Source organism: Acinetobacter sp. UBA5934, assembly GCF_002430855.1.
Lineage (GTDB): Bacteria > Pseudomonadota > Gammaproteobacteria > Pseudomonadales > Moraxellaceae > Acinetobacter.
This window is the reverse complement of the sequence record NZ_DJDC01000189.1, coordinates 1-17,981: the sequence shown is the minus strand read 5'-3', so window position 1 is coordinate 17,981 and position 17,981 is coordinate 1. Positions and strand designations below refer to the sequence as shown.

Sequence of the window (17,981 nt, the reverse complement as noted above, 5' to 3'; positions counted from 1 at the left end):
CCTTTTAAAGCTGATGCGTGACCCGTTGCCGTTTGATCAGACTTCTTTAAAAAGTTATGTCGCGGGGAGTCTGAATTTAATTGGTGCACAGCTGTTTATCTACCTTGCAGCGAATTATCTGACTTCAGGTTTAATGGCGCTGATCTTTGGTTTTTCACCTTTAATTGCCGGCTTGATTGGGCATGTGATTTTAAAAACGCAAAAGCTGATTGCACTGCAATGGTTGGGTATGGCGATTGCGGTTTCAGGCCTGACCTTTGTCTTTGCCGACTCGGCAGACAGCAAGATTAATCCCTGGGGTGTAGTATTGATGCTGATCAGTATGGTGTCTTATATCAGCTCGATCTTCTGGGTTAAACAGATTAATGCGCCACTGAAACCGATGTCTCAGGCGACCGGTTCATTGATTGTCTCTGCTTTAGGTTCGATGCTAATTATTCCGTTTATTTGGCAGCATTTTCCAACGGCTATGCCAAGTGGACGTGCCATGATTGGCTTTGTCTTCACCATGATCATGTCATCCATCGTGGCGATGCTGTGCTACTTCTGGCTAATTAAACGCTTGAATGCCTCGACCGTGTCGTTAAGTAATGTCATGACGCCGGTAATTGCCTTGGTGTTGGGAGCAACCCTGAACAGTGAACATATCAGTCCGAATGCTTTTATCGGCATTGCGGTGGTGATGTGCGGGATTGTGATGTATTTCTGGAAAGAATGGCGAGAGCAGTATTTTTCTAAACTGCGTTAATATTGCAGGACAAACAAGATGAAAAAAGGAAGCTTCGGCTTCCTTTTTTGCTTAGATTGGAATTTGGCTGAATCAAGAAAAACGTCTAGTATTTCACAGCAGTTTTTCACATGACCTATCTAAAAATTAACTGGCGAAACAATCAACAGTTGCGCTAAAAACAACAAAAGCATAAACAACTAGAACAATGACATTGGGTAGTATGGAATAAGTTGTAAAATCAAATAGATCTATTTGATAACAATAAGGCTTGGCAAAAAATGCTTAGGACAAATTTGAATGTCTGATTCGAATAAGATAGTCGTTTATGCGGCACTGGCAGGTAATCTGGCGATTGCTTTGGTCAAGTTTGTCGCGGCATATATCACCAATAGTTCGGCCATGCTCAGTGAGGCGATTCACTCGGTTGTGGACACATTGAACGAAATTTTACTGCTGTACGGCATGAAAAAATCGCAACAGCCCGCCAATGTCAGGCATCCGTTTGGTTATGGACGTGAACTGTATTTCTGGGCCTTTATTGTGGCGTTAATGGTCTTTGCGCTGGGTGCGATTGTGTCGATTTATCAGGGTATACAGCACGTGTTGCAGCCTGAAGAAATGCAGAATCCTACCATTAACTATATTGTTTTAAGCATTGCTATTGTATGTGAAGGCATTTCCTGGTTTGTAGCGCTAAAAGCTTTTCGTAAGATCAAAGGTGAGCAAGGTTACTTCGAGGCTTTTCGCCGCAGCAAAGATCCCACCACCTTTACCGTTCTGTTTGAAGATACCGCCGCTTTATGTGGTCTGTTTATTGCCTTGATCGGGATTTATCTGGCTCACGCCTTAAATATTCCCGAACTGGATGGTGTAGCTTCTATCTTGATTGGCATTGTACTGGCGGTTTCTGCTATTTTATTAGCCCGTGAAACCAAGGGCTTATTGCTGGGTGAAACGGCTGATCCACTGTTACGCAATGATATTTTGCTGATAGCTCAGGAAGATAAGGCGGTACAGTCGGCCAATGGTGTGCTGACTGAACAGATCGGTGCGCACCAGGTGCTGGCATCGTTAAGTCTTGAGTTTGAAGACAATTTAAGTTCGGATGACATTGAAGCTTGCGTCAACAGAATTGAAGCGAAAATTAAACAGATTCATCCGGAAATTGTGGCATTGTTTATCAAACCGCAAACTAAACAGGTGTGGTTGGAACGTATGAAAGGACGTTTGGAATAAAACGTGATATATATGGCGCAACATTCAAAATATCGGATTTTGAATGTTTAGGTCACTCTAAGAAATTGAATTTACATGAAGCAGAAGCCTGAGCAATTACACTTTCAACTCCCGACCAAAACATGCTGGTCACATACCTGGCGTCAGCCTTCATTTCAGTTTATGCATTCGAATCATCATAATGGTGAGCGATTCGTCAATGCTTTACCTCGACCGGAAGGGCCTGGCCGCGCCGATATGATCAAATGGCTGCTCAGCCGGAAATCATCCACCTGGAATGTCGATATTGATAAAGAACAGGCCGAATTCCATGCCACCAAAAGGGCGCTTCCACAAGATCGTCCCGAGGCCAGTCTGAACGATTGGCAAGTGTGGTTTGTTGGGCATGCCACGGTACTGTTACAGATTGGGCCGTATAACCTGCTCACCGATCCGGTCTGGTGTGAATATGCCAGTCCGAAGCAGGGCAAAGGTCCGAAACGGGTCATCCCGGCGGGGATTGCGCTAGAAGAACTGCCGACCATCCATGCGGTGCTGCTGAGTCATAATCATTATGATCATATGGATCTGGCCAGTCTGGAATGGTTGCACGATAAATTTGCCATGCCGATTTATACCGGACTGGGCAACGCATGGTATTTGCCGAAAAGTTTTCATGTGCTGGAAATGGACTGGTGGCAATCGTCCTTATTGCATGATTTAAAAATTATCTATACCCCGGCACAACATTTTTCCGGCCGCGGGTTGCGCGATCATAGCCGGGCACTGTGGGGCGGTTTTTCAGTGCTTGCTGGACAGGATCATTGCTTCTTTGCCGGAGATACTGGCTATTCACCCCATTTTAAGGAAGTTCAAAGCCGTTTAGGTCGACCGCGTGTGTCTTTGTTGCCCATCGGCGCCTACGAGCCGCGTGAGCTGATGAGTTATATGCACATGAACCCGCAGGAGGCTTTTCAGGCGCATCAGGATTTGCATTCAAAGTGTTCACTGGCGATTCATTATCGAACCTTTCAGCTGACCGATGAAAGTCGCGAACAGCCTGAATTGGATTTAAAAGTGGCGATGAAAAACACATCCAAATTGATGACGCCGTTTTTCTGCGTGCGGGAAGGGCGCCGTCTGGTGGTTTAATCTTGTTTAAGATGATTTTTTTAAAAATGACATTTTTAAGAGGTCTGTTGGCTCAGTTTTAAAAGTTGAATGGCAAGTATTGAAAGAGCGGTCATGGCAATATTCATCACCACTGGATTAAATGCAGTGGTGAGTTGCAAGGGGTTCGTGACCATAATCAGCACCAATAATCCGCTCAGGCTCAGTATATTCAGCTGATGGATGACCACTGCTCTTTGCCAAAGCAGAAAACTACAGCCAAACATCATTTCAATGATGCCCGAGAGGGTAACCCCCATTTTTGCCAGATGCAGCTCTAAACCCATGCTCTGCCAGATGGCGATTTCCGCAGCCGACTGAAACAGAATTTTGGGTATCAATCCTTGATAAATCCAAAGTGCAGCAAGCGTGATCTGAATGAACTGAAGCGGTTTCTCTAATGAAACTTTATGATTCACGAATGGCCTGTTCCAGAAAATGCTGTCGGTTTCCAGCAGAAGGGATTAGGCATTGGTTGGTTTGACCAAAAAGCCAGTAACGGTTGAGTGCGACACGGCGGTAGAGAAAATCCCGGATTGGGCGCGGGATGAGATAGCCTGCATTCATCAGCGAGAAAGGCAGCCCCAACTGCTGCATGACTTTGAGTAAAGCGGTCGATTCGGTGTACAGCTGCCCATTCAGTATCACCACCATGGTGGTGTAGTGCGTGGTGGACATGCCGTAATGTTGCAGAATCTGTTCACCCAAAGCTGATTGCGCGGAAACCAGTTTAAATTTTGCCTGTCGATCATGCTTGATCAGAAATTTTGCCCAACCATTACAAATGACACAGACAGCGTCAAACAAAACAATGTCATGTTTTTGAATGATTGCGGCGATGTGATGGCTCATGACCGGATTTATTCTGGCTTGTTTTAGCATCACTATAGCAAATTCTTTCTGATAAAAAATATCATTCAAAAAGTCAAAGCATGCTTCTTTTTTTCATGGATTGAACATGCGGTTTTTAAATTTTTAGCTCATCTTTGGCAAGTCAAATAATTCTGCTTTTAAGCCGACCTTGGAATAGGCTTTTTCGATCATTTTCATTCATATAACTTGTTTTATATTGTTATAAAAACAGATATTTTGCTAATAGATTAAATGTTTTTCAATGGTTCCTCACCATAATCATTTGGCTGTGGATTACACTTTGACTGATGCTGAAGTTGCAGAGCTGAAAGCAAAACTTTTAAGCAGTGGTTTAAGTTCTGCTGAACTGATTGCAACTGCATGGGATAGCGCTCGTACCTTCCGTGGTTCTAACTCGATTCTGCGCTCTTACGCAGAAGTGTATGCGCAAGACGACAACAAAGAAAAATTTGTGAGAGACTTTATTGCTGCATGGACAAAAGTAATGAATGCAGACCGTTTTGATATGAAGAAATAATTTCACTGATTTAGCTTAGAAAAAACCGCCTTGAGGGGCGGTTTTTTATAGACTTCAATATGTTGATATTATTTGATTTATAAGCTTAGTTGCGTATAAAGCTTATTGTGTTAATTTTAGAGATTATTAAATTTTAACTTTCGCCAATTTTTCTAAAATTTCACTTTTTGCCTTATCTAATAATTTAGGGTTAGTCTTAACTGATAAAAGTTCTTTTTGTTTATTTCCCATAAAATAAGCGATACGTTCGGCATTAGCACCTGATGGATGAGGTAAGCCAGATAAAACCTGATCACTGTTTAACAAACCTTCTTTAACCAAGCTATCAAAAACTTTGCATACTTTTGGACCTAGCGGAATATATAATGCATTAGGTAATTGACGAATTTCTTCTTTTAAATACTTATCAATTAAATCGACCATAAGGGGATGTTTTATCATATTAGGGGTAGAACCACTATAATCTTGCCCATCTACAAAAACTGGATGACGTAAAACAGAAGTTGTATGAACTAAATGTGCATTTGTATTAAATAAAGAATCTGTACTTTTAATACCAAGTTTTTTATCTAGACCAATATAATCTAATAATTGCACTAGGTTTTTTCTTAATGTTCCGCTAAAAGCTCCTTCTACTTTAGCATTTTTTAAAATTTCATTAGTGGAAAGCCCTTTTTTAATAGAATTTTCTACTGAAATAAGAGCATTCAATAATTGCGTTTTACCAGGTGTTATTCCAACTAAAACAACTTTGGCGTTCGGTGTAAGATAGTCAAACGGGATGTAATAGCTTTCTACAGCTCCATCTTTCGCAATTCTCAAAGATTCTAACTGTTCCAATGTTGTATCAGATTTTATAACAACTTTTTTTAAGGCAGAAGCCATCTCTGAGTAAGATTTAGTACCCATATATTCCTCGTAAATAATTTATTGAATGGATTTAGCTTTAGTTAGTAACTTAAATAACTATTGAAATTATAAGTAGAAATAATATTTCCATTATCAGCAACAACAGTTACCCCACCTTTGTCTAAAACTTTTAATGCTGTCTTCCTTAATTTCCGTAATTGCATAATTTTCAGATCAATCATTGATATTTCATCCTTTATATTCTTTTGATTTGTAAAATATTTATCACCATCTATTTCACCAAAAAGAATAGTAAAATCAATCATATCTTTAGTAATGCCGCGTTGCTTCATCCGCTTATTACTATGGCGAGTTGTATTGAAACTATGCATCTTTCATTCCTCTAATTTTTTCTAACTCCGAAGAAAAAAACACTCTCATAACACAATTTAAAAATTCGTTTTCATCTATGTAATAAGCATTTGCAAGAATAGATACTGTGTTTAATGGCAAATCAAAAAAACCATTTTCTAATTCAACAACTGTTTTTTTATCAAAAAGATAGTGTTTAGTTTGAAATACTTTCAGATCGAATAAAGCCCCTAAACTTTCTCTCTTTTCTTTTAAAAAGTAACCAAATTCTGGGGCTGTTTTCACTTCATTTAAGGATTGACTATTCTTTTTGATTAAGCCTTTGGTAGGTATAAAACCTCGTTTTGTGCTTAACCATAATTTAATGGCATTAAAATCAAAATCTCCTGAATCACCATTAAAAAAACCTTGTGAATGAGCATTTTTTACAGTTCGCTCATCTAGATCAGCCATGAGTGCAATAACTTTGAATTTATCCAAATCACAAATAAAATGATTTGAATCCTGTTCACCATCTATTCCAAATCTTAAAAGTGCGAGATCTACAATTACGCGTGTATTAGGAGAAATAGGTGAAAAGTCGCTATGAATATGTTGAAGATAGATATTTACATCTTCAACAATATCACTCCAATGTTCAGAAGTCGGAATACCATTTACCGCATATTCATATAGAGTTAGACATGCATTACAAATAAATGTATTCATAAAAGTCTGCTTCGCAACTTTTTGTAGTTCTTCATCAAGACTGTACAAACTAGGTTGATGTATAATTTCAGAGGATTCTGGAGGTAAACCAAATAGTTTATCTGTGCTCCCTTTTAGATAATCATCTGAATAATTTTCCGTAATAATCTGATGAAGATATGAAGCCTCAAATATATTCGATAAATAAGACTCTAAGCTTATAATTTTATTATCTAATTCAAAACAACTTAATAACATAATGTTTTTTTCCAGAAAAAATCACAAATTTAATAATTGGAATAATACATGATTTTTTTTGTTTGTCAAAAATATTTATGATTTTTTCTTGAAAATTTCATGATTAATTTTGATGCTTTATTTAATATAATGGTCTTTATACAAACTGCACGTGTACATTAATTTAAAAATCAAATATTTAAAATTATTACCACAACACAAAAATGCGAAAAATCCAGGTTGGAAACAAGTCGGCTTTTTTTATGAGCGGCTTTGATATGTTTTGCCAACCAAAAATGGATCTTTAACTTCAAAAAAAAACATTTTTATTAAAAATTAAGTTAATTGAAGTTTGAATAATATCGTTCTCCAACTCATCCCACTCGACAAACTCAGGCTCCATCAACAACGTCTGCGACACAAAGCCATAGCAGACCCGTTGCACATTTAAACTCATCCGTTTGAGCTGTCCAGCATCCTGAATAAAAGGTGCAAGAATGTTTTGCCACATTTGCATCATCATTTTGTAACTCTTACGGTAACTCTCAATATTGGAAATTTGACGTTCCAGCAAAAAGGTCTGTGCCCATAGAAACTGCTGTGCTTGAATCTGCTCAAGCTGAAAATGAATCACCTGTCTTAAATAATCATCCAGAGCCATATCTGTGGATAACTTGATCAGGCTTTGTGCATAAGTTTTTAAGTCCTCAGCATTGTTTTTCACATGTCGGTGAATGGTCAGCGCAACCAAATCTTCTTTCTTGGAAAAATATTCATAGAACGTGCCCAAGCCTACACCGGCCAAATCGGTAATCTCGCGAATGGTAATGTCATGTGCAGCACGCTCATGCAAAAGCCGAACAAAACTGTCCTGCAAGGCTTCCTGAGTCAGCTTGGCTCTGGACTGACGCGGCTTACGCCGTACTTGAATCTGTGGATTTTTCATAAAACTCTTGATCAAACAAAGCCGAACATGCTGTGGCTATTTTTTCTCTATACTGGAATGAAAAGCCCAGAACAACAAGCAGGAAATATAGACGATGAATACATCGAACCAGTTATCAAATCAGACATGGATGACCCATCAGATCAGCAACCAGTTTGACGAACTGCAAGACTACAACCTGTTTGAAACAGACACCGTATTAAAAGAAATTTTGCACCGTTACGGCAGTCAGGATCAGGCCACCTTGTCGCAGATGGGGAAAGTGGTGGGATCAGCCGAGTATTATCAATATGCCGATTTAGCCAATAAACACACCCCCATTTTGCATGCCTTCGATGCGCGCGGTCGCCGTAAAGACTATATTGAATTTCATCCTGCATGGCATCAATGGATGGCTTTAAACCGCAAATTTGACAGCCATGCTCATCCATTTAATCATACAGAATCATCTGCCAAATGGGTGGAGTGGGCAGCACGTTTTTACTTAAGCGGACAGGTGGAATGTGGCAGTTTATGCCCGACTTCGATGACGCTTGGCAGTATTCCGCTGATTCAGCGTGAACCTGAACTATGGGCAAAAATAGGCGAGAAACTGCTATCTACCGAATACGATGAACGTGACCTGCCAATAGCCCAGAAGAAATCGATTTGGCTCGGGATGGGCATGACCGAAAAGCAGGGCGGTTCGGATGTGCGTGCCAATGAGACACTGGCTGTACCTGTCGCTGAGTCAGGTCGTGGCAAGGCTTATTTACTGACTGGACATAAATGGTTTTTTTCTGCGCCGATGTGTGATGCACATTTGGTGGTAGCGAAAACCGAGCAAGATGGCTTGGCCTGTTTCTTTGTGCCGCGCTGGCTGGAAGATGGCACGAAAAACAATATTCATGTGCAGCGTCTAAAAGAGAAAGTCGGTAACCGCAGCAACTCTAGTTCCGAAGTCGAATTTAAGGATGCCTGGGGCATCATGATTGGCGAAGCAGGACGCGGCATTCCGACCATTATTGAAATGGCGAACTACACCCGCTTAACCTGTTCGGTCGGCAGTAGCGCGATGCTGCGTCAGGCTCTAGTGCAATGTATTGCCTATACTCGTCAGCGTAAGGCTTTTGGAAAACACTTGGCCGAACAGCCTTTGATGCGTGCTGTGTTGGCAGATTTAGCTTTGGAAACAGAAGCAGCAATGCAACTCAGTTTCTATTTGGCACATTGTTATGAATCTGACGATTCCTTGTCTCTGGCATGGAAAAGAATCATGACACCTGCTTCCAAGTTCTGGATTTGCAAGCGTGCAGTCGAGCTGACCGGTGAGATGATGGAAGTCTTTGGTGGCAATGGCTATGTCGATAATGGCATTATGGCACGCATATTCAAAGAAGCTCCGGTGAATACCATTTGGGAAGGTTCAGGTAATGTCATGTGCCTGGATGTACTGCGTGCAATTGCACGAGAACCTGAATCCATTGAAGTGCTGTTTAAAGATTTGGCATCTACAGCGATGCAGGATGAAACGCTAAAAAATGAATTACAGAGTCTGTTCAGGTTGTTCCAGCAAGCACCGGAAGACCTACAGTTTATGGGACGTAGTCTGGTCAGCCGTCTGGTGATTTTGGCTCAAGCAGTTTTATTAAAACGTTATGCCCCGGATTATGTGGCCGATGCTTTTATTCAAACGCGTTATAGCGAATTTCATGGCCGAGTGGTCGGTATGATTGAAGCGAAGCAGGTAGATGTGGAAAGATTGCTAGAGCGGGCTTTAGCTCACGTTAACTGATATTGTCATGATGAAAGCTCCTTCTCTTGCGCCATATATGGCTCAAAGAGAAGGCAGAGGGCATGGGATGAAAATATTAATTAAAAGTCTCTCTTGAGTACTTAAAATATATTTTGTGAATTTTTGAAATGAGGAAAATCCTTTCATAAATTTATTTTTTTATTGTGATGATTAAGGGAAGTAGAGCTTCAGCTACTTACACAAACATAAGCTTGAAACTGGAAAATTTATATTCATTTAAGAAAACTTATTTAATATGTCATTTATAAATTTTTGATTTTCAGTACTGGTATGTATCAAAAAATTAGACAATGGGCTAAAAGGCTTAAAAAAGATATCGTGGTCGTTTGGCTGGTGGCTAAAGACGAGCGAACACCTATCTGGATCAAAATACTGGCACTGGTGATTGCGGCATATGCGCTATCACCGATTGATCTGATTCCCGATTTTATTCCAGTGCTGGGCTATCTGGATGATCTTATTATTGTGCCCTTGGGGCTGCTATTGGTGATTAAGCTTACGCCAAAAGAAATTATAGACGATTGCAGAATTCGTGCCTCGCTATTGGCGGAACGGCCTGTCAATCGCTGGGCGGCAGGCGTGATCAATTTAATCTGGTTGCTCTTGCTCGGCTATTTGGCCATGCATTTTTTCAATATGCATACATTGTAAGAACTGGTTGATCTAAAGACTAAGAATAATAGATTAAGTATTTGAAATTATTATTTTTTATATAAACTGTATCGCACGGTAAAAACCGCTTGAATTCTGTGCAAAAAAGCGTAATATCAGCTTACTGTCCAATCTGGATAGTGAATGAAAACAGGTGAGTAAAATGGCAAAGAAAAAAGGATTGCCAGAGGTTGTGGTTCACAACTTTGTGGCAAAACACATGCATGAGGTCAACAAAAGCCAAGTCTTTGTGGACCGCAAGAAAAATGCAAAACGTGGCTATGATAAGCACAAAAAAGGGAGATACTCAAATGACTATCTCTCTTTTTATTTCACTGTATTTTCTTAGATCTGAATAGAATTAAGCGCCTACAATACGGGTTGCAGATTTCACCATATCCCCCAGGCCATGGGTCTTGAAGTAATACTCCATCCAGCTTTTCACCATCAGTGGATTACTCATTTTTAATACACGTTCCAGCTGTTCCTGCGCATCGGTCATTGGAACATGACAAATCGCTTTACGCACCCGCAAAATATTGCTAGAACTCATCGACAGGGTATTAAAGCCCATCGCCATCAGCAGTACAGCCGCCAATGGGTCGCCAGCCATTTCTCCACAAATACTAATCGGTTTATCATATTTATGACATTCCTGAACCAGACGGGTCAAGGCGCGTAAAACCGCAGGATGGAAATGCGAATACACATTGGCAACTCGAGGATTATTACGGTCGACTGCCAGTAAATACTGGGTCAAGTCATTGGAACCGACCGAGAAGAAATCCACCAGCTCAGAAAACTCTTCAATCTGTAACAGCACACTCGGTACTTCAACCATAATGCCGATTTTTGGCTTGGTAATTTTAACTTGTTCTTCTTCCTGAACTGCGGCCCAGTCTCGATCCAGTAGATATAAAGCTTCTTCTACTTCACTGACACTGGTGATCATTGGCAGTAAAATGTGCAAGTTATTCAGACCAATACTGGCTTTGAGCATGGCACGAATTTGTGCAGAAAAAATTTCAGGATGATCTAAAGTAAAACGGATGCCGCGCCAGCCCAGCGCCGAGTTTTCTTCTTCAATGGAGAAATAAGGTAAATCCTTATCTGCACCAATGTCGAGAGTCCGCATCACCACAGGTTTATTGGCAAAGTGACTGAGCTGCTGGCGGTAAATGGCACGCTGTTCTTCTTCGCCGGGGAAGCGGTCACGTAGCATAAACGGAATTTCAGAACGATATAAACCTACGCCTTTAGCGCCACGTTGTACCCCACGTACCACATCAATCATCAAGCCCGTGTTCACAAACAGTTTAACGGCAACTCCATCCGGCGTAATCGCATCTTTGGTCTCGTATTGCTTTAAGTCTTTAGCAAGCTGTTCTTCTTCTTTCTGAATTTCTTTATAACGGCTACGCAAACGGCGAGGCGGATTAATAAACACACGTCCCTGATGAGCATCGACAATCATCTCGACATCATCCAAGGTATTAATCGGCAGTTCAGTGACACCAACCACAGTAGGAATGCCCAGCGCACGTGCCACAATCACCATATGCGAGTTCATGGCACCTTCGGTGGTGACAATCGCAGCAATTTTATCGACCGGTAATTCAACCAGGGCTGCCGTTGAAATTTCTTCCCCAATCAGAATACTTTCATCAGTCAGTTCGCGATGGCTGGCATCGGCTTCCTGTAAAAATGCCAGAATGCGACGTCCGAGATCTTTCAGGTCGGAAACACGTTCGCGTAGATAATCGTCTTCCATTTGTGCAAACAGGGCAATGTGATTATCAATGACATTTCTGACTGCACCTTGTGCCCAGTTACCATCGCGGATTTCAGCTTTAATTTCAGAAGGTAAAGCATTTTCATCCAGCATGCGCAAGAACACGCTAAATAGGGCGCGTTCTTCTGCCATTAAGGCATCTTGCATTTTTTCATCAAGGGATTGAATTTCCTGACGCACCGCATTCAGCGCATGATCAAGCAGTTCCAGTTCTTCACTGATGTCATCCGCTTCACGGTCAGGTACAGCCGCCAAATCTGCAGGCGGATAGAGAATGACGGCACGCCCTAAGGCAATGCCGCCTGAACCTGAAACACCCTGGAAGGTTTTATAAGCGGGAAGGTTGCTTGGCTTGCGGAATACATCGATATTGCCGACCGCATGAGCATGGGCAATTACACCGGAAAGCTGGGCACACAGCGTGACCAGGAACGATTCGGCGGCTTCACTAAAATCTTGAGATTCCTTATTTTGCACCACCAGAACGCCCATCACTTTACGGCGATACATCACCGGAACACCAAGGAAAGAATTATAAATTTCTTCCCCGGTTTCAGGCAGGTACATAAAGCGTTCGTGCTTCGGTGCATTGTCCAGATTGACGATTTCTTCGCGCTGACCTACCAGTCCGACCAGGCCTTCACTGGTATGTAAGGAAACGTGCCCCACAGCTTCAGGATTTAATCCTTTAGACGCCATGAGCAGATAACGCTGGTTACGTTCATCAAGCAGGTAAATGGAGCAGACATCTACATGCATGGCTGTAGCTACCTGATTGACCATGATGTCGAGTGACTCATGCAAACTGGTGGACGCATTGATTTCCTGCACAATGCGTCTTAAGGTGTCCAGTTGCATATTCGACATAAAATCTGCTCCACAATAAGTTTAAAACTATTTTTATTTATAACAACTTGCTACTAAAAAATCTGCCTTTTCCTGCAATTTTTTATACCTGGATGGAAGGTAACTGATGACACAGTTCTACCATCGCCTTTCGGTATACATCGCGTTTAAAATTCACGACCTGGCCTAATGGGTACCAATAACTTACCCATTGCCACTGGTCAAACTCAGGTGGGTCAGACAAATCCAGCTGAATATTTTTTGCTGGCGCTGTCAGCTTGAGTAAAAACCACTTCTGTTTTTGACCAATACACACCGGGTCTGAATCCGAGCGTATATACCGTTGCGGCAAACGATAACGCAGCCAACCTTTTGTTTGCGCTACAATTTGAACATGTTCGGGCAATAAACCAACTTCTTCTCTCAGCTCACGGTAAAGTGCCTGTTCGGGGGATTCTCCATACTGGATCCCTCCTTGTGGAAATTGCCAAGCATTGTGTCCAATGCGTTTTGCCCATAAAACTTGTCCAATGTCGTTTGCCAAAATGATCCCGACATTCGGTCGGAAACCTTCTGAGTCGATCATTTGGCTACCTAAATTTTGTGTAATGTATGACTTTTTCTACGGGGATTGTTATTTCTATATCCATCTCGAAAAAAAGCACAGCTTAAATGTTAAAAATTGCTATGATCTTAACGAATTTCTATCGACTAGCGGAGATAGATTTACAATTTTTTTCTTAAATTGCAGTTTTTACGAGTATTTTCATGAAATTGGCTTTATTTGACCTCGACCACACCCTACTCAATACCGATTCAGATTATTCATGGGGTGAGTTTTTAGTAAACGAAGGTTTAGTCGATCCAATCCGACATCGTCAAATGAATGACAAGTTTTATGAGGACTATAAAGCCGGGCAACTTGACCCGATTGCCTACAATGAATTTGTATTTGAGTTTTTAACCCAGCATGACAATCAATATTTGACTGAATTACATGAATTGTTCATGAAAAAAGTGATTCGTCCACAAATGCGCCCTGAAGGCTTTGCTGCCATTGAAAAGCACCGCGATGCCGGACATGAGCTGGTCGGGATTACTGCAACCTCTGATTTTATTACTGCCCCTATTTTTCACGAGTTTGGCATTACTGAAATTATTGCCACCAATGCAGAAGTGGTGGATGGCAAATATACCGGTAAAGTCATCAATACCGCGTGCTATCAAAAGGGTAAATTGATTCGCTTAGAACAATGGCTTGAAGGCCGTAATATTGATGAATCATGGGCCTATTCAGATTCATTCAATGACCGTTTCTTATTGGAATATGCCGATCATGCCATTGCGGTCAATCCAGACGAGCGTCTAGAGGCTTTAGCCAAAGCGCAAAACTGGGAAATTCAGGACTGGTCGATTTAGCTCATTTTTTCTGGATGAGGGCAGAGGCGTGAGGAATATTGCGGCTCCGCCTATTTTAGACGTTAAAAATAAAAAATAAGAAAAATAAAAATTTGCCAAAATTCTTCCATTTTTCAGGAAGATTGCAACCGATCTGCTGAACCGGGTTGCATGTTTAATATCGGCTAAGCGAGCATAAAATAACCCTTACTATCATTATGCCTTTGTCGTATATTAGAAATGAAAATCATGGCTGGTACTGATAAAAAATTAAACTTTAGCGGGAACAACGGGAGATCAAAATGAGCCAGACACGTCCAAGAATGACTAATCTTTTTGAGCAGCTGGGCCTAGACTCCAGTGAAGAAGCGATCGCCCTGTTTATTGCCACACATCAACTAAATGCTCATACCAAAATTACTGAGGCAGAATTTTGGACTGATGCACAGCGCCAGTTTTTAGCAGAAAAGTTAAAGTCCGATGGCTCATGGGCGATTATTGTCGACCAGCTGAATGAATCTTTGCATGAAGATTCAGTGATTCAATAAAGACTAAAAAGACTAAAACCGCAAAAGCCAATCAGCAGATTGGCTTTTTTTTTGGAAAGTGCTTTATCTCACCCGTTTCCATAGTGTTACTTGAGACAAGGTATGCTGATACTTACGCGCGGTTTCACGTATGACAAAGGCGACATCCTGAGGTTCAGCGAGCATTTCAAAATGCGCTTGTAACAGTTCAGTCATGCCCTCCAGCGTAGTGAAGTTTTCGCCATCTTTTTTAAAACCGCCGAGCCATTCATGGCGCGCCGTATGTTCTTCTAGCCAGGTATAAGGGGAGGTCAGCATTAAAATGCCGCCCAGAGTTAAGCGTTGATGAATAGAGGCTAAAAAATCTTTCGGATGATGCAGGCGGTCAATCAAATTGGCAGCCAGAATAAAATTGTAATTGCTAAAGTGCGGTTTTAAATTGCAGGCATCGGCCTGAAAAAACTCCACTCGATTCGCATGTGCATCCAGCCCCAGTTCTTTTAAGTTGCAGGCTTGATATTCGACCAGTTCACCTTCAACAGGCAGGGTATAACGTAGCGTTTCGCCTTGCGCCAGTTGTGCCGCTTGCTGAATAAAGCGTGCGGAAAAATCCAGTCCTGTGACCTGATTAAAATAAGCCGCCAGTTCAAAGCTGGCACGACCTGTGGCGCAGCCGATATCTAATGCCTTCTCGGTCGCAATATCCTTAAAATAAGGTTGTGCAAGGTGAATCAGGCTTTGGGCAAAATTGGCGACATTAAAATATTCCGCACCGTACTGAAATTCCAAATATTGCGAGATCATCTGGTCAGTTTCATACTGCGATTGAAACTGCTGAAGTTCTTGGGAGGCCGCGACATAGCGGAATCCGGCATGCTGAAAGAAATGCCGGCGGAAGGCATAACGTGCGCTGTGCAAAGCTTCATTGCCAGCCGAAATCCAGGAACCGCCTTTGATTAAATTATGTTGCCCATCAAAGGTGGGGGTGCTGAAATCATCATAGATCGGATGCACCTGAAAGCCTTCAAAAGGGTAAATCGGGGTTTCAGTCCATTGCCAGACATTGCCCTGAATATCAAAGAAATCGCCTTGCTGAAAATGATTGACCGGGCAGGGACTGGTGCCATATTTCAGTTCGATATTGGCCTGTTTCGGACTGGGCAGCTCAAGATCTAAACCTGTCACGTCGTAAAGCCGATACCACTCATCTTCTGTGGGCAAGCGAATGTTTTGACCGGTTTTTTTGGCTTTCCACTGACAAAAGGCTTTGGCCTCAAGATAATTCACTTCGACCGGCCAGTCCCAAGGCATGGGGATTTCTTCCAGCATAATACGCAGTGCCCAGCCTTCAGGGGTTTTTCGCCAAAAACTGGGATGCACGGCTTGAGAAAATTTTAGCCAGGCCTGTCCTTCTGCGGTCCAGTAACGATCCGTTGCATATCCGCCATCTTCCACAAAACTGAAGAATTCCTGATTGGAAACCAGATGTTGTGAAGCCTGAAAAGCGGCAACATCCGCCTGATGCAGGCCATATTCATTGTCCCAGCCATAAAAGTTACTGCTGAAAGTTTTGTTCAGACGGACTTGTCCTGCAGGAACCGTAATTAGAGTGTTTTCCGGCGCGATTCCGCTCATCACTTCAGCACGCCACTGCGGATGATTGTAGACATAGTCCAGCTGGTGCTGGCGAATCAGCACTGATGAGGTTTCAAGATGAATCCGCTCATGTTCAATGCCCATGATGATCGACCACCAAGGATGGTTCCAGTCCAAGGGTAAAGTAAGAGGCGCATGTTCAAGCAGATTCAGTACCAGTGTTCGTACCTGCGCACGATAAGCCCGTACTTCGTCTACACTCGGCCAGTCATAATGCTGCTCATTCAAGTCATCCCAGCTCATTTCATCGACCCCGACAGCAAAAATACTTTCCAGTTGCGGGTTCAAACGTTCACGAATCAGTTTGCTAAGCAGCAGTTTATTGATAAAAAAGGTCGCCGTATGACCAAAATAAAAAATCAGCGGATGGCGTAAAGAAATGGACCGGAGGTAATAGGCTTCATCATTTTTTAGACAGTCAAACAGCCGTTCATAGCTGTCGAACGTATTCAGAAAATAATCACGCAAAGTATGTCGTGCAGTCGCTTCGTCAGGAAAATTTAAATGGGGAGTCGGCAGCAGCGTAATTTTCGCATTTTGCCACACGCCGGAATAATGAGTAGAGACTACAGATTGGTCTTTTTGAGATAGTACAGATAATGAATCCCTCAACATAGAGTCACACTCCATCGATTTCTTTTACACATTTAAAACATCATGTTTTATGTGTTTTATTTAAAAGTACTCGAAAGCCGTTCCACTGTACTGAGGATTTAGGTAACAAAATGCTGCATCCAGACAGATGCAGCGCTAAAGCAGATTTTAGTAGGGATGGGCGTTTTTCATCATGGCCACCAGTTCCTGTACCGCACGTGACTGGGTACGACCCGGATGCCAAACCATGCCGAGTTGACGGTTCATTTGCACATTAATATCCAGCAGTTGCAGTTCCTGATTCAGCAAGGTTTTTGGTAATACCGACCAGCCCAGGCCAATCGAAACCAGCATGCGGATCGATTCCAGTGGATTGTTGCTCATGGTGATTTTCGGTTTCACCCCTTGCTTTTCAAACTCGGCCAAGGTGATTTGCGTAGTATAGGTTTGTGATGCTGGTAACAAGCTTGGATACTGGACCAAATCTTCCAGACTCAAATGTTTTTTTTGCGCCAGCGGATGAAAAGGTGCTGCCACAAAAACCAATGGATCATTCCAGATGGTCACGTAACTCAGGCGTTCATCACCTTGCGGCGGAAGGGTCAAAAATGCCAACTCCAGGTCACCGGCCAATACTTGCTCATGCGCCTGTTCCGAGTCAACAAAATGAACATCTAAAGTTACATCCGGGAATCTTTGCACATAATTGCGCAGGTGCTGGGGCAGATGATGCAAACCAATATGATGACTGGTGCCAATTTTCAGCTTGCCTTGCACCTGTTCCTGTTCATGACTGAGGGTATGGTGAATATCGCCCAGCTCATTTAACCAGTTTTTCACTTTTGGCAATAAAGAATGTGCCGCATGGGTGGCCTGAACGCCACGACCGGCAGACTCAAACAGTTTTACGCCAAAATATTCTTCCAGACTATGAATCCTTTTGGTCACAGCAGGCTGGGTAATAAACAATAGATCAGCGGCCATAGAAATAGAACCTGTTTCCATGACTTTAATAAAGGCTTCAAAGGCAGCAAGATTCATAAGGAGATGTCTGGTTATATGAAATTCAAATAATTATAAAATATTTTTATATTAAATGGGTGCTTAATCTTTAAAAAGACTTTAA

Annotated in this window: 18 protein-coding genes and 1 pseudogene; 9 read left to right on the top strand and 10 right to left on the bottom strand. The window is 42.1% G+C overall.

Annotated features, from left to right (window positions below; all coding sequences use genetic code 11):
* The 3 genes from B2Y23_RS13875 to B2Y23_RS13865 form a co-directional block, all read left to right on the top strand.
* A partial coding sequence (locus B2Y23_RS13875) for a DMT family transporter (protein ID WP_291371452.1) occupies positions 1–748 on the top strand: 748 nt, incomplete at its 5' end.
* Positions 749–1,027: 279 nt separating this feature from the next.
* Positions 1,028–1,966 (top strand): cation diffusion facilitator family transporter, encoded by a 939-nt coding sequence (locus tag B2Y23_RS13870; RefSeq protein ID WP_291371450.1) that lies wholly within the window; start codon positions 1,028–1,030, stop codon positions 1,964–1,966.
* Between the two features lie 75 nt (positions 1,967–2,041).
* Positions 2,042–3,097 (top strand): MBL fold metallo-hydrolase, encoded by a 1,056-nt coding sequence (locus B2Y23_RS13865; protein ID WP_291371449.1) that lies wholly within the window; start codon positions 2,042–2,044, stop codon positions 3,095–3,097.
* Between the two features lie 35 nt (positions 3,098–3,132).
* Here B2Y23_RS13865 and B2Y23_RS13860 read toward each other — a convergent pair whose 3' ends face one another.
* Complete coding sequence (locus B2Y23_RS13860; RefSeq protein ID WP_291371447.1) at positions 3,133–3,534, bottom strand: DoxX-like family protein; 402 nt, start codon at positions 3,532–3,534, stop codon at positions 3,133–3,135.
* The gene (locus tag B2Y23_RS13855) at positions 3,524–3,967 is read right to left on the bottom strand and encodes a thiol-disulfide oxidoreductase DCC family protein (protein WP_291371446.1); all 444 of its coding nucleotides are present in this window, start codon (positions 3,965–3,967) and stop codon (positions 3,524–3,526) included. Before B2Y23_RS13855 ends, B2Y23_RS13860 begins: the two co-directional genes overlap by 11 nt.
* A gap of 406 nt (positions 3,968–4,373) precedes the next feature.
* On the opposite strand from B2Y23_RS13855, the pseudogene B2Y23_RS13850 reads away from it, so the two are divergent.
* A pseudogene (locus B2Y23_RS13850) lies at positions 4,374–4,505 on the top strand (catalase-peroxidase 2); the annotation flags it as partial.
* A 126-nt stretch (positions 4,506–4,631) separates the two neighbouring features.
* On the opposite strand, the gene B2Y23_RS13845 reads toward B2Y23_RS13850, so the two are convergent.
* The 4 genes from B2Y23_RS13845 to B2Y23_RS13830 all read right to left on the bottom strand — a co-directional run bounded on the left by B2Y23_RS13845 (position 4,632) and on the right by B2Y23_RS13830 (position 7,596).
* Complete coding sequence (locus B2Y23_RS13845; protein WP_291355567.1) at positions 4,632–5,414, bottom strand: hypothetical protein; 783 nt, start codon at positions 5,412–5,414, stop codon at positions 4,632–4,634.
* 41 nt (positions 5,415–5,455) lie between these two features.
* Positions 5,456–5,746: a DUF4258 domain-containing protein gene (locus B2Y23_RS13840; protein WP_291355565.1), complete on the bottom strand. Its 291-nt coding sequence runs from the start codon at positions 5,744–5,746 to the stop codon at positions 5,456–5,458.
* Positions 5,739–6,671, bottom strand: coding sequence for a hypothetical protein (locus tag B2Y23_RS13835; RefSeq protein ID WP_291355563.1), 933 nt, complete (start codon positions 6,669–6,671; stop codon positions 5,739–5,741). Before B2Y23_RS13835 ends, B2Y23_RS13840 begins: the two co-directional genes overlap by 8 nt.
* A gap of 289 nt (positions 6,672–6,960) precedes the next feature.
* A complete protein-coding gene (locus B2Y23_RS13830; protein WP_291355561.1) occupies positions 6,961–7,596 on the bottom strand; it encodes a TetR/AcrR family transcriptional regulator in 636 nt (211 codons plus the stop codon).
* A 94-nt stretch (positions 7,597–7,690) separates the two neighbouring features.
* On the opposite strand from B2Y23_RS13830, the gene B2Y23_RS13825 reads away from it, so the two are divergent.
* From B2Y23_RS13825 to B2Y23_RS13815, 3 genes are all read left to right on the top strand, one after another.
* On the top strand, positions 7,691–9,370 hold the full coding sequence (locus B2Y23_RS13825) for an acyl-CoA dehydrogenase family protein (RefSeq protein WP_291371444.1): 1,680 nt from the start codon (positions 7,691–7,693) through the stop codon (positions 9,368–9,370).
* Positions 9,371–9,661: 291 nt separating this feature from the next.
* A complete protein-coding gene (locus B2Y23_RS13820; protein WP_291371442.1) occupies positions 9,662–10,042 on the top strand; it encodes a YkvA family protein in 381 nt (126 codons plus the stop codon).
* Between the two features lie 163 nt (positions 10,043–10,205).
* Positions 10,206–10,391, top strand: coding sequence for a DUF7230 family protein (locus B2Y23_RS13815; RefSeq protein ID WP_291355556.1), 186 nt, complete (start codon positions 10,206–10,208; stop codon positions 10,389–10,391).
* A gap of 12 nt (positions 10,392–10,403) precedes the next feature.
* On the opposite strand, the gene ptsP is transcribed toward B2Y23_RS13815, so the two are convergent.
* Complete coding sequence (gene ptsP, locus B2Y23_RS13810; RefSeq protein WP_291371440.1) at positions 10,404–12,701, bottom strand: phosphoenolpyruvate--protein phosphotransferase; 2,298 nt, start codon at positions 12,699–12,701, stop codon at positions 10,404–10,406.
* An 82-nt stretch (positions 12,702–12,783) separates the two neighbouring features.
* Complete coding sequence (locus B2Y23_RS13805) at positions 12,784–13,266, bottom strand: RNA pyrophosphohydrolase (protein WP_291355553.1); 483 nt, start codon at positions 13,264–13,266, stop codon at positions 12,784–12,786.
* Between the two features lie 182 nt (positions 13,267–13,448).
* Here B2Y23_RS13805 and B2Y23_RS13800 point away from each other — a divergent pair, with 182 nt between their 5' ends.
* Positions 13,449–14,099: an HAD family hydrolase gene (locus B2Y23_RS13800; protein ID WP_291371438.1), complete on the top strand. Its 651-nt coding sequence runs from the start codon at positions 13,449–13,451 to the stop codon at positions 14,097–14,099.
* A gap of 281 nt (positions 14,100–14,380) precedes the next feature.
* Positions 14,381–14,626 (top strand): DUF2789 domain-containing protein, encoded by a 246-nt coding sequence (locus tag B2Y23_RS13795; protein ID WP_291371436.1) that lies wholly within the window; start codon positions 14,381–14,383, stop codon positions 14,624–14,626.
* Between the two features lie 63 nt (positions 14,627–14,689).
* On the opposite strand, the gene ovoA is transcribed toward B2Y23_RS13795, so the two are convergent.
* Together ovoA and B2Y23_RS13785 are read right to left on the bottom strand one after the other, a co-directional pair.
* A complete protein-coding gene (ovoA, locus tag B2Y23_RS13790) occupies positions 14,690–16,891 on the bottom strand; it encodes a 5-histidylcysteine sulfoxide synthase (protein ID WP_409449786.1) in 2,202 nt (733 codons plus the stop codon).
* Positions 16,892–17,023: 132 nt separating this feature from the next.
* Positions 17,024–17,896: a LysR family transcriptional regulator gene (locus tag B2Y23_RS13785; protein ID WP_291371432.1), complete on the bottom strand. Its 873-nt coding sequence runs from the start codon at positions 17,894–17,896 to the stop codon at positions 17,024–17,026.
* Positions 17,897–17,981: the final 85 nt, after the last annotated feature.

What these genes read in the sequence shown, in the direction of transcription:
- B2Y23_RS13870 (WP_291371450.1), top strand. Translation starts at nt 1,028, where the DNA reads ATGTCTGATTCGAATAAGATAGTCGTTTATGCGGCACTGGCAGGTAAT.
- B2Y23_RS13865 (WP_291371449.1), top strand. Translation starts at nt 2,042, where the DNA reads ATGAAGCAGAAGCCTGAGCAATTACACTTTCAACTCCCGACCAAAACA.
- B2Y23_RS13855 (WP_291371446.1), bottom strand. Translation starts at nt 3,967, where the DNA reads ATGAGCCATCACATCGCCGCAATCATTCAAAAACATGACATTGTTTTG.
- B2Y23_RS13845 (WP_291355567.1), bottom strand. Translation starts at nt 5,414, where the DNA reads ATGGGTACTAAATCTTACTCAGAGATGGCTTCTGCCTTAAAAAAAGTT.
- B2Y23_RS13840 (WP_291355565.1), bottom strand. Translation starts at nt 5,746, where the DNA reads ATGCATAGTTTCAATACAACTCGCCATAGTAATAAGCGGATGAAGCAA.
- B2Y23_RS13835 (WP_291355563.1), bottom strand. Translation starts at nt 6,671, where the DNA reads ATGTTATTAAGTTGTTTTGAATTAGATAATAAAATTATAAGCTTAGAG.
- B2Y23_RS13830 (WP_291355561.1), bottom strand. Translation starts at nt 7,596, where the DNA reads ATGAAAAATCCACAGATTCAAGTACGGCGTAAGCCGCGTCAGTCCAGA.
- B2Y23_RS13825 (WP_291371444.1), top strand. Translation starts at nt 7,691, where the DNA reads ATGAATACATCGAACCAGTTATCAAATCAGACATGGATGACCCATCAG.
- B2Y23_RS13820 (WP_291371442.1), top strand. Translation starts at nt 9,662, where the DNA reads ATGTATCAAAAAATTAGACAATGGGCTAAAAGGCTTAAAAAAGATATC.
- B2Y23_RS13815 (WP_291355556.1), top strand. Translation starts at nt 10,206, where the DNA reads ATGGCAAAGAAAAAAGGATTGCCAGAGGTTGTGGTTCACAACTTTGTG.
- ptsP (WP_291371440.1), bottom strand. Translation starts at nt 12,701, where the DNA reads ATGTCGAATATGCAACTGGACACCTTAAGACGCATTGTGCAGGAAATC.
- B2Y23_RS13805 (WP_291355553.1), bottom strand. Translation starts at nt 13,266, where the DNA reads ATGATCGACTCAGAAGGTTTCCGACCGAATGTCGGGATCATTTTGGCA.
- B2Y23_RS13800 (WP_291371438.1), top strand. Translation starts at nt 13,449, where the DNA reads ATGAAATTGGCTTTATTTGACCTCGACCACACCCTACTCAATACCGAT.
- B2Y23_RS13795 (WP_291371436.1), top strand. Translation starts at nt 14,381, where the DNA reads ATGAGCCAGACACGTCCAAGAATGACTAATCTTTTTGAGCAGCTGGGC.
- ovoA (WP_409449786.1), bottom strand. Translation starts at nt 16,891, where the DNA reads ATGGAGTGTGACTCTATGTTGAGGGATTCATTATCTGTACTATCTCAA.
- B2Y23_RS13785 (WP_291371432.1), bottom strand. Translation starts at nt 17,896, where the DNA reads ATGAATCTTGCTGCCTTTGAAGCCTTTATTAAAGTCATGGAAACAGGT.